Genomic DNA, 15,771 nt, shown 5'->3' with positions numbered 1-15,771 from the left:
TCAGAGCCGGGCCTGATCGGCAGGAACGCGGCGCAACAGTACGGAGGCGTCAGCGGGCGCCCTGTCGCCGATGATCAGCATTTCCTGCGCCTCGAGGGTGGCCGCGAACCATGTCGCAAGCGCGACCGCGTCGCGGGGCTGTGCCGAGGGGCCGTCGACGGCATCGAGCACGATTTTCGACGGCGCCCAGACGCTCATGCGGCCGTTCTTCATTGCCCAGTCGAGCTCGGTCCGCGTCGAAACCACGACGCAGCGTGGATCGCGACCGGCGAGCACCCAGGCATTCTGCTCGATAGCCAGCAGGTCGATGCGTCTCTGGGCCATGCGGTGGTCGCTTTGGGGCGCGGGCGCATCAGCAGCGCCGACGCAAAATACGACCGGCCGGCCCATGGCTTCGAGCTGGTCGATCCAGCCGCCGAGGCGCGGCGAGGCGATGGCCTCGTTGTCGAGGTAGACAAGCTCGGGACGTGGCGCGTCACCTTCGGCGCTGACCAGCCTTGCCCGGTCGCGCGCGCGCACAATTTCGACGCCCAGCGCACCCGGTCCGCGGTCAAGCTTTTCTATACGCACGAAGACCCGCATCGCCTGCGGTTCGGCGAGGATGCGTTCGGCCACCCGTTCGGCCAGCGTCTCCAGCAGGTTGATCCGCTCGGCCGCCAGTTCCGCCGCGATCGCCTCGGTGACCCGGTCGTAAGACAGGATGCGGTCAACGTCGTCATCGACCGGACCTGAGAGCGGCTGCACTTCGACGACGATGTTGAAACAGACCCGCTGGGTGACGCCGCGTTCGGCCTGAAAGGCGCCGATCTCGACCTCTACGGTATGATCCCGCACCGAGATCCGGTCGAGCGGTTGCGCCGCGGCCGTCGCCTCCGAGCGCTCGGAGGGATGCGCGAAGGCGAGGCGGATTTCGGAAGTCATCGGACGGCCCCTTGCTGGTTGTCCCCGGCGGGAACGGACACGGCCACGATGGACCGCGTCGCCAGCTTATCAGCCTGCCTTGCGACGGACCACGCCCCGAATGCGTCAGTTCGAGGCGGTCCGGACGCCTGCGCGATAGAAGATGTGGACGCCGATCGACGCGGTGCGCGTGAAAACCCGGCTCCAGCGCGGGCTCACCTTGTTGGTGTGGTAATGCGTGGCCCCGTCCGTCAGACGCGGCGCATGCCCGTCGAGGATCAGCCGCGCAATCTTGGCGGCGCGCTCGAAAGCCTTCTTCTCGCGGATGACCTCCTTGTGGCCATCGCAGGTGTAGGTGAACTGGCACTGGAACTTCTTGCCGGTTCCCTGGTTGATCACCGCGCAGGCCGAGCCGGGAAAGCGCGTGGACTTCACGCGGTTCATGATCACCTCGGCCACGGCGAACTGGCCTTTCACCGTCTCGCCGCGCGCCTCGAAATAAAGGGCTTCGGCGAGGCAGCGCATTTCGGGCCCACCCTTGGGATCCGGCTGCGCATCGAGCCACGTCCGCGAATAGTTCACAGGCTGGGGCTTGGATGTCGGCGGGCGCACGAAGTCCTGAATCCGGCTTTGCGGCACCGCGTTCAGCCCCAAGCGCTCTTGTTCGAGCAACGGTTCCACCTGGTTGGCCGCAACGGCCCCGGCACCCAGAAATCCTGCGGTCAGCACGCACAGCGCCGCCCGGGTCAAACGCCCCATTCCCATTTCAACACCCCTTGGTCAATTCAATCGGGGCCGCTTACCGAACCGACCGGAGCACGTAAAGTTCGGGGGCGTATGGAATCGGCGAATGAGCGTACTCTCGCGCAACACGGAACACGGGAAAAAGCAAGATATTCCTAGCGTAAACCTGGGGCCTACACCATGTTGATGGCGAGATGGTCGGCAATTGCCAACTGTGCGGCAGCAAGTCGCGCCACAGGAACCCGGAAAGGCGAGCAGGAGACATAGTCGAATCCTGCCGAACGGCAGAATGCAATCGATTCGGGGTTGCCGCCGTGCTCCCCGCAGATCGACAGCACGATGTCCGGATGCGCCGCCTTTCCGCGCTCGGCACCGAGTTTCAGCAACTCGCCAACACCCTCGGTGTCGAGCGTGTGGAAGGGATCTTCCGGGAAGACCCCCTGCTGGACGTAGTCGGACATGAACCGGCCGGCGTCGTCGCGCGACAGGCCATAGGCCATCTGGGTAAGGTCGTTGGTCCCGAAGCTCAGGAACGCGCTGTGCTGGGCGATCTCGCCGGCCCGCAGCGCGGCGCGCGGCGTCTCGACCATCACGCCGAGCCTGTAGGTGAAGTCGCGGTCACGTTGATTGCGCACCGAGACGGCCACGGCATCGATGGCGGTGCGCACCAGTTCGACCTCGCGCCGGGCCGAGACCAGCGGGATCATGATTTCCGGAACAACCGGTTCGCCCGCGTGGCTGGCGTCGATGGTGGCCTCGAAGATCGCCCGCGCCTGCATTTCGTAGATCTCGGGGACCGTGACCCCCAGACGGACCCCGCGCAGACCCAGCATCGGGTTGTACTCGCTCATCGCCTCGATGCGGCGCACGACGTCCGAGAGCGGCAAGCCCAGCGCCTCGGCCAGATCGCGTTGCCCCGCGCGGTCCGCCGGCAGGAACTCGTGCAGGGGCGGGTCGAAGAGGCGGATGCAGACCGGCTTGCCCTGCATGATCTCGAAAAGCTGGGTGAAATCGGCACGCTGCATTGGCAGCAGGCGTTCGAGCACCGCCCGGCGATCCTCCGACCCGGCGGCAAAGATCATCTCGCGCATCACCGTCAGGCGGCCGGGTTCGAAGAACATGTGCTCGGTCCGGCACAACCCGATGCCCTGCGCGTCGAAATTGCGCGCGGTCTGCGCATCGTCGGGCGTGTCGGCATTGGCGCGAATGCCGATGTCGCAGGCCGCGTCGGCCCACTCCATCAGCTTCTGGAAGGTCTCGTCGAGTGCTGCCTCACGCAAGGTCGGCGCGCCGGCCAACACCTGCCCTCGCGAGCCGTCGATCGTCACCGTGTCGCCCTCGCCGAAGACACGACCATCGGGCGCCACGAGCTGTTTCTTGGCGATGTTGAAGCGCATGTTCGAGGCGCCGACGACGCAGGGCAGCCCGATGCCACGCCCGATCACCGCCGCGTGGCTGGTGATACCGCCACGCTCAGTTAGAACCGCCTGCGCGGCGTGCATGCCACGGATATCCTCGGGGCTGGTTTCGCGCCGGACAAGGATGCAGGGCTCGTTACGGGCCGCGCTCGCCTGCGCGTCGGGGGCTGAAAAGACGATCCGGCCCGTGGCCGCTCCGGGGCTAGCGGCGATTCCGCGTCCGATCACGTCGCGCTTGGCCTGCGGATCGACCTGGCGGTGCAGGAGTTCGGTCAGCGTGCGCGGCGGCACCCGCATCAGCGCCTCTTGCCGGCTGATGATCCCTTCTTCCGCAAGATCGACCGCGATGCGTACCGCCGCCCGGCTCGAGCGGGCGACGCGCATCCCGTCAAGGATGAAGAGCCGCCCGTTCTCGATCGCGAACTCGACCTGCATCTCTTCGCGCAGGCGCCGGCGCATCAGCGCGGCATGTTCCTTCAGCGCCTCGAAGGCTTCGGGCGCGAGCTCTTCCAGCGACGGCCCGCGCGGATCGCGCGTGAGGTAGAGCGACTCGGTGTCGCTACGCAACGCATCCCGGCCCTGGCTCTGGCTCAGGTATCGCCCGGTAATCTGCGGCAGACCCGTGTCGCCGTTGACCAGTTGCAGGACGCCGGAGCCGCATTCGCCCTTGCCGAGGCCCAGCGCCATCTCCTGCACCACGAGACCGAGCCCCGCGTCGGCCGGTGCACCCTTGGCCTGCCGCAGTAGACGCGCCGAGGTCCCGCTCCAGGCGCGCGCCATGCTTTGCAGCACACCGGCCAGCTGTTCGCCGGCGTCGAGCGGGAACGGTTCTTCGAGTTCGGCCTCGTAGGCGCGCAGATATTCCGACACGTTCGCGCCCTCGACCTCGTCGAAGAGATCGGGGTCAAGCCGCGCGACATGCACCGCATAGGCCTGGACGAACCGCGCGAAAAGTGCCTCGGCAGCCTCGCCGCCCAGACGGCGTGACAACTCCTTCAGGCGCGCCTCGTTCATGCCGATGTTCAGGATCGCCCCGGGCCCGCCCCAATCGGGGTCTTCCGAGGACGGGCGCACGCAGAGCAGCGCGCCTTCGGGAAACTGCGAGACGATGCAGCCGATGTCGGGCATCTGCCCGTCCGCGATGCGGTGCACCGCGTCGAAGGACAGCGCCACGGTGCGCGGCACGGGCAGTTCAAGCCGGACAAGACGTTGCAGGCACTTGGCCCGGCCGCCGTGGGTGGCATTGGCGATCGGGGCGGTCGCGGTCACGAGGGTGGTATCGGGATCGTTCGGCACTGCAGCACCTGCATGTTGTCGCCGCAGCATAATCCGTCACCTTCCCTTTACAAGTGTCCGGAAAGCCGCGGGAATGACTGTATCAGCCCTCGATCCGCGTCAGGTCCGCGACCGAGGTGCAGATTGTCCGGATGCGGTGCAACAGGTTCAGGCGGTTGCGCCGGATGGTCTGGTTGTCGCTGTTGACCTGCGCTTCCTCGAAGAAGGCGTCGACCGGACCGCGCAGGGTCGCCATCGCCGACACGGCGCCCGCGAAATCGTCCGCCTTCAGCGCGTCCGCGATCCGTGGCTCCGCCGCATCGAGCGCGGCGAAGAGCGCGCGTTCCGCCGCGCCTTCGGCGAACTTGACGTCAGGGCCGAAGGAATACTCGACCCCGTCCTTCTCCTCGGCCTGGGTCAGGATGTTGTTGGCCCGTTTGAACCCCTGAATCAGGTTCTCGCCGTCCTCGGTGCCGATCACCTCTTGCAACGCCTTCGCGCGCTTGACCAGAAGCGCAAGATCGTCGCTGCCCGGCAAGGCGATGCAGGCGTCGATCACGTCATGCCGGACGCCCTGATCGCGCAGGTAGACCTTGAGGCGGTCATGGAGGAAGCCTAGAAGGTTATCCGTCTTCCCATCCAGATCGTCACCCTCTCCGGGCGGATGCGCATTCATGTGCGATCGGAAAGATTGTCGCAGGTCGAGCCGCAGGTCGTTCTCCAACACGATCCGGATGACCCCCAGCGCCGCGCGGCGCAGCGCGAAAGGATCCTTGCTGCCGGTGGGCTTCTCATCGATGGCCCAGAAGCCGGTCAACTTGTCGATCTTCTCGGCCAGCGCCACGGCCACCGAGACCGGATCGACAGGCACGGCGTCCGAGGGCCCGAGTGGCGCGTAGTGGCCGGGAGCAGCGGCGGCCACGGCTTCGGACCCACCGGCAGCCTTGATGTAATACTGGCCCATAACCCCCTGAAGTTCGGGAAATTCGTAGACCATCTCCGAGGCGAGGTCGGCCTTGGCAAGACGCGCGGCGGTCTCGGTCTCGTCCGGGTCGGCGTCCACGAGCGGCGCGATCTCCCGCGCGAGGGCGGAGACGCGCCGGATCAGGTCGCCCTGCGAGCCGAGCCTGTTGTGGAACGTCACACTATCAAGGGCTTGCAGCCAGGTGCTCATGTCGTCGCGCGCCACGCGCAGGTCGTTCTCCCAGAAGAACTTGGCATCCGCAAGACGCGCCGACAGCACGCGCTGGTTCCCGGCGAGTATAGTCGCGCCATTGTCGGCCGTCTCGCGGTTGGCCACGGTCACGAAGCGCTCGATGCGGCCGGTCTTGGCGTTGCGCACCGAAAAGAACTTCTGATGTTCGCGCATCGAGGTCTGCAGCACCTCGGGCGGCAGGTCGAGGAAGTCCACGCCGATCTCGCCCATCAGCACCACGGGCCATTCCACGAGCCCCGCAACCTCGGCCAGAAGCCCCGCATCCTCGACCACCTCCAAGCCCGAAGCGAAGGCGAGGTTGGTGGCGTCGTGCCAGATCACGTCAGCCCGTTCCTTGGCATCGAGCACCACACGCGCCTTCTTCAGCTTTGCGGCGTAGTCGTCGAAACTCGCGACGGAAAACGGCTCCGGCGCCATGAAGCGGTGTCCTTCGGTCCGGTCCCCGGTCTCGATGCCGTCGATGCTAAGCGGCACGACCTCCGCTCCCCCCTCGTCGGAGAGGATGCACAGGATGCGGTGCAGTGGTCGAACCCAGCGCAGGCTGCTGGAACCCCAGCGCATGGATTTCGGCCAGGGGAAGGTGCGGATCGTGCGCTCGAGCACCTCGGCAATGATCTCGGCGGCCGGGCGTCCGGGTTTCTCGATGACGGCATAAAGCACCGGCCCCTTGGGCGTGTCCCGCGTCTCAACCTGCTCACGCGTCAGCCCCGCCCCACGCAGGAACCCTTCGACGGCCTTTTCAGGCGCATCTGCCCGCGGCCCCTTGCGCTCTTCGCGGGTCGCCGGGCTCTGCGCCAGCAAACCTTCGACTGTGAGTGCCAGGCGGCGCGGCGTCGAGAAGGCGGCCGCCGACGCATAGGTCAGCCCGGCCTCGACCAGACCGTCGGTAAACAGCCTGCGCAGGTCATCGGCCGCGCGGGTTTGCATCCGCGCGGGAATTTCCTCGGAGAAAAGCTCGATCAGAAGGTCCTTCATGTCGGAGTTCGCCTTGGCTTGTACCGCGCAGCGCGGTCATCACGTCAGCGCGTGGATAACGAAGGCATTGGCGAGGGTCCAGATGCGGGGCGCGGAATTTGCGCGCGGATCAAAGCGACCGCGCGGCAGCCCGTACGCGTCCCTCGGCCGCATCCGCCAGCGACGTCAGGTCGGGCTCGGCCAGACGCGGCACGAAGCGGTAGATGGCCTCGATGAAGCAGTAGATCGCAAAGGCGACGGTCCCGATGCCTAGAGCGCCCAGAAGAAACTGCCCATAGGGCTGGCTGCGCACCGTGTCGAAAGCCTTGCCGATGCCGCCAGCCTGACCGGGATCCGTGTTGAGCCCGGCGTAGATCAGGAACGTCCCGATCAGTGCGATGACCACGCCATGCGCGATCAGTCCGGCCTTCACCACCGGGTCGAGACGCTCGGTCAGCGAGGTGCAGCGCAGGTGCTCCTTGTATTTCTCGGCAATACCCTTCCAGCCATAGTAGATGCCGGCGCCGATCGTGATGAGACCAACCGCGATCACGATCCATTTGCCAAAGGGCATCGACAGCACCCAGGACGTCGCGCTTTGCGCACCGCCGCCGTCGCCTGCGCTTTCGGAGGATGACCCCGTTGCCAGTCGCACAACCGAAATACCCAGGCCGGCATGGATCAGTCCGGTCACCGTCTGCCCGGTGCGCGCGATCAGGCCCTTGGCGTCCGTGCCGTGATCCTCGAGATCGTAGAAGGCGCAGATCAGGCGCCAGATCGCGTAGCAGAAAAAGCCCAGCGCGATCAGCCAGAGCCCGATGAGGCCGAAGGGCATGTCGCGCAGCTTGGCCAGGGCCTCGCGCGTGCCCTCGGCGTCGCCGCCGGTCCAGGCCGCGAGAAAGGCAAGGACGCCAAGGATGATGTAGGTCACGCCGCGGGCGCCGTAGCCCGTCCGCATCACGGGGATCACCCAGCCGGGTGCGTCGTCGTTCTGAGCCATCAGTGCGCGTCCTCCTGTGCAGGGACAAGCGCCGACATGCGAATTAGTTCCCGGCTTCGGCCTCATCGACCGCGGTCCCGGTCGCCGGATGCTCCGGACAATCCTCGCCGATGACCGTGCCGTCGTAGGCCTTCTCGCCGCAGTTGTTGAGCTCGTTCCAGGCGAAGCCCTGCCGATCCTCGGTCACGACGACGATGCGATCGGCGCCGTAGTGCACGTTTTTCTGACCGAGGTAGGCCCGCGCCGTCCCGTCGGCGAGCCGCGCCGCGATCGCCTCGGCATCGAAGCAATCGAACCAGCCCGGCGCGTTGCGCGGAACCGCGTCCTCGACACGCTCGTAGCGCGCATCGAGCGTTTCCGGAGCGGCCTCGGTGGTGAAGCAGGCCCGGAAGCGGATCGGCGAGCTGTCGGCGTCGATGGCACGGAAATCCGCAGTCTCGATGGCTTCGGTCGCGCCGGTGTCCTTCGCGACGAGTTGTACCGTTCCGGCCTCGTCGGTCACGTCCTCGTAGAATCCGTAGACCTGAAAGTAGTAAAGCGCCGCCCCGGCGACGCCGGCCGCCGCAAGCACGCCCAGCCCGACGATGCGCCCGTTCATGCCGCCTCGGGAGTCCAGCCCCCGGCGCGGGTTTCGACGAAGGCATCGGCGCACATCTTGGCCAGCGCGCGCACCCGTCCGATATAGGCCTGCCGTTCGGTCACCGAGATCACGCCGCGCGCGTCGAGCAGGTTGAAGACGTGGCTCGCCTTGATGCACTGGTCGTAGGCGGGATGCGCCATGACGATGCGCTTGCCAGTCTTGGGATCCTCGGCGGGCCGATCGAGGATCGCGCGGCACTCGGCCTCGGCCTCCTCGAAATGCCGCAGCAGCACCTGCGTGTCGGCGGTGTCGAAATTCCAGCGCGCGTATTCCTCCTCGGCCTGCCGGAAAATGTCGCCGTAGCTGAGCGCGATCGGGGTCTGGGGATCGTTGAAGGGCATGTCCATGACGTGGTCGATGCCCAGTACGTACATCGCCAGCCGCTCCAGCCCGTAGGTCAGTTCCCCGGACACCGGGTGGCAGTCATGCCCGCCGACCTGCTGGAAATAGGTGAACTGGCTCACCTCCATGCCATCGCACCAGACTTCCCAGCCCAGTCCCCAGGCGCCCAGCGTCGGGCTTTCCCAGTCATCCTCGACAAAGCGGATGTCGTGCAGGTCCATGTCGATGCCGATCGCCTCGAGCGAGCCGAGATAAAGCGCCTGCAGATCGGGCGGGCTCGGCTTGATCAGGACCTGGTACTGGTAATAGTGCTGAAGCCGGTTCGGGTTCTCGCCATAGCGCCCGTCGGTGGGCCTGCGCGAGGGTTGCACGTAGGCCGCGGCCCAGGGCTTGCTGCCGAGCGAGCGCAGGGTGGTCGCGGGATGAAAGGTTCCGGCGCCCACTTCCATGTCGTAGGGCTGCAGGATCGCGCAGCCCTTGGAGGCCCAATAGGTCTGCAGCTTCAGGATGATGTCCTGGAACGAGCGCGGTGCGCTTGCGGCGTCGGGCATGGGGCAGGCTCCTGCGGTGATCTGGGCGACTACCTATGCGCCGGACCGGGCGGGGTCAATTACAACAGCCGGGCCTATAACCGCGCGGAGGCAACCGGGACTTATGGTCTTTGAAAAGATTTCCTGCTTATCTGGCGAAAATAGAGACGAGCAGAGGCGGCCCGGACATGATGCGACTGATTGCCCTTGCGGTGATGATTGTGCTGGGCTTGACCCGGACGCTGCATGCCCAGTCCGGCGAGGCGCCGGTCTGGGTCCAGATCGAGGCACAGCCGAGCCTTGCGGAAGCCACCGAGCGCGCGCGCGACTATGCCGCGCGGCTGGCCGATGTGAACGGCTTCGACCTCGGAACCGGCTGGTACGGGGTCGCGCTCGGGCCCTACGCCCCCAGCGACGCGGCGCAGGTGTTGCGGGTTTACCGTGCGGAGGGTCTGATCCCGCGCGACAGCTACATAGCGGAAAGCTCGGCCTACCGCCGGCAGTTCTGGCCCGTGGGAGCCAACGTGCTTGACCGCGGCGTGATCGCGCCGCCCGAAGGGACCGCGCCGCAGGTGCCGGACGCGCCTGACACCGCTACCGTCGCCGAACCCGCTTCGCCGCCCGCTCCGGCGGACGAGACACCCCAGGAAGCCCGCGCGAGCGAGCGGCTGCTGTCGGAGGCCGAGCGCCGCGGCCTTCAGACCGCGCTTCAATGGGCCGGACATTACAATGCAGCCATCGACGGGCAGTTCGGACGCGGCACGCGCAGCTCGATGGCGGCCTGGCAGGCCGCCAACGCGCACGAGGTCACCGGGATCCTGACCACGGCCCAGCGCAACGAACTGATGGGTCAGTACAATGCCGTGCTCGACGGACTCGGGCTGGAACCGCTGCGCGAAACCGCCACCGGGATCGAGATACTGATCCCGAAGGAGGTCGTCGCGTTTTCGCGCTACGAGCCGCCCTTCGCGCATTTCGATGCCAAGGGTGAGATCGACGCGCTGGTGCTGCTGATCAGCCAGGAGGGAGACCGCGACACGCTGCATGGCCTCTACGACATCATGCAGACGCTCGAGATCGTTCCGCTGAACGGCCCGCGCCAGAAATCCGATCGCGATTTCAGCCTTGTCGGGCAGAACGCCACGCGGATCAGCGAAACCCATGTCAGCCTCGAAGGGGGTCGGATCAAGGGCTTCACGCTGGTCTGGCCGGCCGGTGACGAAGAACGCCGCGAGCGGCTGGTCGCGGAGATGCGGCGCAGCTTCACGCGCATCGACGGGGTGCTCGACGCCGCCGCGGGCGCCGATGCGGCCCAGCAGATCGACCTGGTCTCGGGGCTTCGCATCCGCAAGCCGCGCCTGTCGCGCTCGGGCTTCTTCGTGGACGGCGCCGGGGCGGTGGTGACGACCTCCGAGGCGGTGCAGAGCTGTTCGCGGATCACGCTCGACGAGGATTACGAGGCCACGGTGACGGCCGAGGACAGCGGGCGCGGGATCGCCATCCTGCGCCCGTCCCAGCGGCTTGCGCCCTCGCGTATCGCCCAGTTCAGCCCGGTGCCGCCGCGTCTCCAGTCCGAGGTCGCGGTGGCGGGTTACCCGTTCGAGGACGCGCTCAATGCGCCGACAATGACCTTCGGAACGCTTGCCGAGCTGCGCGGCCTGCGCGGCGAGGAAGAGATAAGCCGGCTCGACCTTGCCCCCCTGCCCGGCGACGCGGGCGGGCCGGTGATCGACGCCAGCGGAAACGTGCTGGGGATGCTGCTTCCGCGCGCGGGCGGCGCCCAGCAACTGCCAGAAGACGTGAGCTTTGCGCTGGCCGGCGGGGCCATCGCCGAGGTCATGCGGCGCGCGGGTCTGACAGCGGCGACAGGCAGTGAGACGGCCGGTCTCGACGCCTACGACATCACCTCCCGCGGCCAGGGCATGACCGTGCTGGTGAGCTGCTGGGACTGACCCTCGGCCACGGGGCGGCGTTTTCCGACACGGAAAACGGTCCGGAATCTTGCAAGATTCCGGCGCCGGTCGGCTAGCCGAGCAGCTCCGCGTTCAGGTGGATCAGCGTCGGCCCGTCGGCATCGAAGGCCGCGCGCACCGCGTCCTGCATCGCGTTCAGGCTTTCGGGACGCGCCGCGCGCGCACCGAAGGCTTCGGCGAGTTTGCAGAAATCCGGGTTGCGCGCCACGACGGCGTTCGGTGCGATCTGTGCGCTGACCATGCTGGCCTCGATCTCTCCGAGCTTGCCGTTGTCCCAGAGCACGATCGGCAGCGGCAGACCCAGTTCGACCGCCACGCCAAGCTCCTGCATCGTGTAATGGAATCCGTAATCGCCGATGATCGCCATCGACGGCAGGCCCGGCCGCGCCACGGCGCCGCCAATGGCGGCCGGCGTCGCGTAGCCCAGCGTGCCGAAGCCGAAGGGATGATGCCAGTGTCCGGGCCGGTCCATCGGCCAGACCTCCTTGGCCGAATAGGCGAATTGGGTCATGTCTGAAAAGATCATTGTATCCTGCGGCAGGCAGGCGCGCAGCGCATCGGCGACCGGCAAGATGCCGGGACGCTCGGCCTCGACTTCGGCGCGCCAGCGCGCGCGCCAGTCCGCAACCTCTTGTGCTGTCCATTTGGATGCTTCCGAGCGCGTATCGAGCCTGGCATCGAGGGCCGCCAGCCACGCCGCCGCATCCGCCGCGATCCCCAGATCACCGGGCGCCGCCGCCGCGAGAACCTCCGGATCGCGGTTGACGATCACCGCCGCGCAATCCTGCCCGAGCGCGTCACGCCAGAGGTCGACCTCGGCCAGATCGGTGCCCACGCAAATCACGAGGTCAGCCTTCGCGAAAACCTCGGCGCTGGTCGGTCGCGCCAGCGCCGCACCGAAATGCAGCGGATCGTCCTTGGGCACGATGCCGCGTCCCGCGTAGCTGGTGAAGGAGCCCGACCCCGCCTTGCGCAGCACCGATGCCGCCGCCGCGTCCCCCTGCGCGGCACCACCACCGAAGACGAAGAGCGGCCGGTTTGCCGCCAGCAACCGCTCGGCAACCACTTCCACGGCGGACGGCGGAATGGACGGAAGATCGGCAAGCTCTGGACGCGCCGGTGCGTCGTCGGCGGGCGCCTCGAGCAGCGCGATCGGCACCTGAAGGTGTTTCGGCCGCGGCCGCGAGGTCTCGAACTCCGCCAGCGCGCGATCGATGAGCCCATAGGCCGCTTCGGCGGAACGCGCCTCCTCGGACCAGTCGCAGACGGTTTCGGCCGCGGCGCGCTGGTCTTTCATCTGGTGCAGCTGGCCGCGCCGTGCCGAGGTCTCGTCGAGGCAGGAGGAAATCACCAGCATCGGCACGCTGTCCGAATAGGCCTGCCCCATCGGCGTCATGATGTTGCACAGGCCCGGCCCGGTGATGACGTAGACCACCCCCGGCTGGCCGCTGGCCCGCGCATATCCGTCGGCCATGAACCCTGCGCCCTGCTCGTGCCGCGCCAGGACGTGCCGGATGCCCGCTTCCTCGATTCCGCGGTACATTTCCTGGTTATGAACACCGGGGATCCCGAAGATCACGTCGACGCCGCGCGCCTTCAGCATGTGCGAAATCTGTGCGCCGAGCGGGCGGTTGGTCATGTCAGGCTCTCCAGAAGCGGACGGTAAAGATAACGTAGACGGCCATGACCTCGAGGCGGCCGACCAACATCGTAAAGGCGAGGATCCACTTCGCGGTGTCGTTCAGACCCGCGAAATTGCCTGCGGGACCAATCTGGTCGCCTAGGCCCGGGCCGACATTGGCCAAGGCGGTCGCGGCCCCCGAGATCGAGGTGATGAAATCGAGGCCCGTCAGGCTGAGCGCAACGGCGACGAGGCCGAGCGTCAGGACGAAGAACATGAAGAAAGACATCACCGAACTCAGCACGTCTTCTGTGATGGGCCGGCGGTTGAAGCGCGGCACGAACACCCCGTTGGGCGAGCGGATCTTGCGGACCTGCATGCGGATCGACGCGAAAAGCAGCTGGTACCGGAAGATCTTGATCGAACAGGCGGTCGAGCCCGCGCAACCGCCGATCAATCCTGCGAAGAAGAACAGCGAGATCAGGAACGGGCCCCACCCCATGTAGTCGACCGAGGCATAACCGGTTCCGGTCATGATCGAGGTGATGTTGAACAGCGACTCGCGCACCGCCTGTTCCCAGTGGTGCGGAAAGATGTTGGTCAGCACGAGGGCCATGACGAAGACCAGAACGGCGATCGTACCGAGAAAGGCATGGACCTGCGTGTCGCGCCAGATCGGGCGGGCGTGCCCGTTGATCAGCTGGACATAGCGGACGAAAGGCAGCGCTGCGAGGATCATGAATACCGATGCGGCATATTCCATGCGACCGGAAAAGGTGCCGAAAGAGGCATCGTAATTCGAGAAGCCGCCGGTGGAGATGGTGGTCAGGGCATGCACCGTGGCATCGAAGGTGCTCATGCCGAGCGTGATGTAGGTCAGTACGCAGATCATCGTCAGGGCAATGTAGATGGTCGAGATCTGGCTGGCGATCTGGCCGGCGCGGGGCAGAATCTTGCCCATCGTGTCAAAAGCCTCGGACTTGAAGATCTGCATTCCGCCGACGCGCAGTTCGGGCAGAAAAACCATCGCCACGACGATGATGCCGATGCCGCCGAGCCATTGCAGGATCCCCCGCCAGAGCAGGATGCCCCGCGGCAACTCGTCGAGGCCTTCGAGAACGGTCGAGCCGGTCGTGGTAAGCCCCGACATCGCCTCGAAGAAGGCATCGACAAAGCGCGACTCGGTCGCGCCGAGCATGAAGGGGATCGCACCGAAAAGCGGCAGGGCGATCCAGACCGTCACGGTCAGCAAAAACGTCTGCTGGATGCTCAGGCCTTCCTTGACCCCGTTCGAACACGACAGGGCGATCAGGCTTCCCGACAGGATGGTGATGAGCGCGCTGCGCGCGAAGACCGACCAGTTGTTCCGGTCGCCTGCGATGTCGAGCAGCAACGGAAGGATCATCGCGAGGCCGAGGACGGCCACCAGCAATCCGATCACGTATCCGACAGGGCGCAGGTCGAGCATTGCGCAGGCTTGGCCCCGCGCCGCCGCGCTGTCAAGCGGCCCGCGCCCGCCTCGGGGCGCGCGGCCGCGTGGTCAACTCATAGGTAGTAGAGGTCGCTGAAGACGCGGGTCACGATCTCTTCGCGCTTGATGCCGAGACGCGCCAGTTCGGCGTCCGACTTCGACTGCAGGGTGCGGACCTGCTGCAGGCGGCTGTTGGATTCAGCGGCATGCATCATGGCGCGACCGATGGCGCCGAAAAAACGTCCGACGGCGGCGCCGGCGGCGTTGAGTGTCTGGGTCGCGGAGGAGTGTTGAACGGTAGCTTGCTGTGCCATTGTGAGTCTCGATTGCGGTTCTGTTTGTCTTGTCCCTTAGATAAACCCCTGAATTTCAGGGAGAACCGACAATACTGCATACCCGCCTTCCGTTTTCGCTGCATCGCGGCATAGCCGGTGCGCAGTGACGCTGCGTTTCGCGCGCAGGCGCCACGTCACCCTGCAGGCCAGGGTTGACAGGATCCGCGCGTCCCGGGTCCGACGGGGCTTCAGCCGACGTGGAACAAAGTGCCAAACAGCTTCGGATCGAGGCTTTGCGCCGCGAAGGTGTCGCCTTCGACAAGAACGCTCACCGCGTCATGGCTGTGCAGGCTTTCCTGGTGGCTCGCGACGATCCGGAAATCGCCGATCCGGACATCGGCCTGCAACTGTTCGCACAAGAGCCGCGCGGCGTCCTCCACGAACACAGGGTTCGCGGCGTTGAGCTCGGCAAAGGCCTGTTCATCCTCGCGCTTGACCATGACCTGGGTTTCGGTCGGCAGGGCGCGCCGGCAGGCTTCGATGAGATCCTCGAACCACAAACAACCGGCATCGCTGTCGATCTCGACGGACACCCGTGCCACCGAGCGCTGCGAATGCGGCGTCGCGAGCTGGCCGCGCGTGGCGCGGGCATGTTCGCTGAGTTCCAGCGAGCACGGGCAGGTCGACGAGTAGACGTAATCGAGGTGCATGATCCGCTTGCGCGCGCCAGCGCTTTCGACGAGCTCGAGCGCGATGTCGTAATACTGGTAGCCCGACAGGCCCGAGCGCAGGCTCTCGACGCGCATCGGGAAGGAAAATCGCATCTGGATCCGCGCGTCGAGGCTTTCAAGGTCGGCCTTGTAGTCGTCGAGCGCGGCCTCCATCACGTCGAGGCTGAAGGTGCGCTCGGCGTGCTTGTAGAAGCTGCGCATGATGCGCGACATGTTGATGCCCTTCTTGTCGGCCTCGAGGCTGACGGTTCCGGTCACCGAGGTTTCCAGCGTGATCTCGCCCGCGTCGCGGTTGCGGAACCGGATCGGCAGGCGGAAATTCGAGATGCCCACGTGCTGGAGTTGTCTGCGCGCCCCGCGGATCAGGCTCGACGGACCATTCTGCAGGTCCGGCAGCGAGGACTTGTAGCCGTCGTCGACCGCGAAACCCTCGGGGTAGCGCCGCGAAAGCGTCGGATAGCCCTGCCCCGGCGCGTCCGGCAGCAGCTTGGCGACCGCGGGATCGAGCGCGCCGACTTCGGCGTCCGTGGCCGAACGGGCCCAGGCCCGCAGCGTCTCGAGCGCCGCCTCGGCATCTTCACGGTCGGGCGCTTCATTGCGAACAGGCAGGTGAATGTTCATGGATATCCCCCAGGGTGCGATCCCAATGTAGGCATTTGCCGGCCAAATACCATCACATCA

Annotated in this window: 12 protein-coding genes; 1 reads left to right on the top strand and 11 read right to left on the bottom strand. The window is 66.4% G+C overall.

Translation table 11 applies throughout. The features are described 5' to 3' along the window. The 7 genes from R5H30_RS17920 to R5H30_RS17890 all read right to left on the bottom strand — a co-directional run bounded on the left by R5H30_RS17920 (position 1) and on the right by R5H30_RS17890 (position 9,040). The gene (locus tag R5H30_RS17920; protein WP_318329962.1) at positions 1-921 is read right to left on the bottom strand and encodes a dihydroneopterin aldolase; all 921 of its coding nucleotides are present in this window, start codon (positions 919-921) and stop codon (positions 1-3) included. Between the two features lie 105 nt (positions 922-1,026). Continuing rightward, positions 1,027-1,659 (bottom strand): cell wall hydrolase, encoded by a 633-nt coding sequence (locus R5H30_RS17915; RefSeq protein ID WP_318329961.1) that lies wholly within the window; start codon positions 1,657-1,659, stop codon positions 1,027-1,029. A 158-nt stretch (positions 1,660-1,817) separates the two neighbouring features. After that, on the bottom strand, positions 1,818-4,388 hold the full coding sequence (locus tag R5H30_RS17910) for a putative PEP-binding protein (RefSeq protein ID WP_318329960.1): 2,571 nt from the start codon (positions 4,386-4,388) through the stop codon (positions 1,818-1,820). Positions 4,389-4,440: 52 nt separating this feature from the next. Next, positions 4,441-6,528, bottom strand: a complete 2,088-nt coding sequence (gene glyS / locus R5H30_RS17905) for a glycine--tRNA ligase subunit beta (protein ID WP_318329959.1) — start codon at positions 6,526-6,528, stop codon at positions 4,441-4,443. 109 nt (positions 6,529-6,637) lie between these two features. Beyond that, a complete protein-coding gene (locus tag R5H30_RS17900) occupies positions 6,638-7,507 on the bottom strand; it encodes a DUF1206 domain-containing protein (protein WP_318329958.1) in 870 nt (289 codons plus the stop codon). 43 nt (positions 7,508-7,550) lie between these two features. After that, positions 7,551-8,105, bottom strand: coding sequence for a DUF6446 family protein (locus R5H30_RS17895; protein ID WP_318329957.1), 555 nt, complete (start codon positions 8,103-8,105; stop codon positions 7,551-7,553). Beyond that, positions 8,102-9,040 carry a glycine--tRNA ligase subunit alpha gene (locus R5H30_RS17890; protein WP_318329956.1) on the bottom strand — a complete coding sequence of 313 codons (939 nt, stop codon included), beginning with the start codon at positions 9,038-9,040 and terminating at the stop codon, positions 8,102-8,104. Before R5H30_RS17890 ends, R5H30_RS17895 begins: the two co-directional genes overlap by 4 nt. 167 nt (positions 9,041-9,207) lie before the next feature. Between R5H30_RS17890 and R5H30_RS17885 the strand changes: the two genes are divergently transcribed. Continuing rightward, on the top strand, positions 9,208-10,971 hold the full coding sequence (locus R5H30_RS17885; RefSeq protein WP_318329955.1) for a trypsin-like peptidase domain-containing protein: 1,764 nt from the start codon (positions 9,208-9,210) through the stop codon (positions 10,969-10,971). 73 nt (positions 10,972-11,044) lie between these two features. On the opposite strand, the gene R5H30_RS17880 is transcribed toward R5H30_RS17885, so the two are convergent. From R5H30_RS17880 to folE2, 4 genes are all read right to left on the bottom strand, one after another. Further along, on the bottom strand, positions 11,045-12,631 hold the full coding sequence (locus tag R5H30_RS17880) for a 5-guanidino-2-oxopentanoate decarboxylase (protein ID WP_318329954.1): 1,587 nt from the start codon (positions 12,629-12,631) through the stop codon (positions 11,045-11,047). Between the two features lies 1 nt (position 12,632). Continuing rightward, on the bottom strand, positions 12,633-14,081 hold the full coding sequence (locus R5H30_RS17875; RefSeq protein WP_318329953.1) for a TrkH family potassium uptake protein: 1,449 nt from the start codon (positions 14,079-14,081) through the stop codon (positions 12,633-12,635). Between the two features lie 77 nt (positions 14,082-14,158). Next, complete coding sequence (locus R5H30_RS17870; protein ID WP_318329952.1) at positions 14,159-14,398, bottom strand: DUF1127 domain-containing protein; 240 nt, start codon at positions 14,396-14,398, stop codon at positions 14,159-14,161. Between the two features lie 209 nt (positions 14,399-14,607). Continuing rightward, positions 14,608-15,711, bottom strand: a complete 1,104-nt coding sequence (folE2, locus tag R5H30_RS17865) for a GTP cyclohydrolase FolE2 (protein ID WP_318329951.1) — start codon at positions 15,709-15,711, stop codon at positions 14,608-14,610. Between the last annotated feature and the right edge of the window lie 60 nt (positions 15,712-15,771).

It is taken from the genome of Roseobacter sp. FCG-D35 (genome assembly GCF_033436665.1).
Lineage (GTDB): Bacteria > Pseudomonadota > Alphaproteobacteria > Rhodobacterales > Rhodobacteraceae > JAWQFO01.
This window is presented reverse-complemented; position numbering and strand designations above follow the sequence as displayed.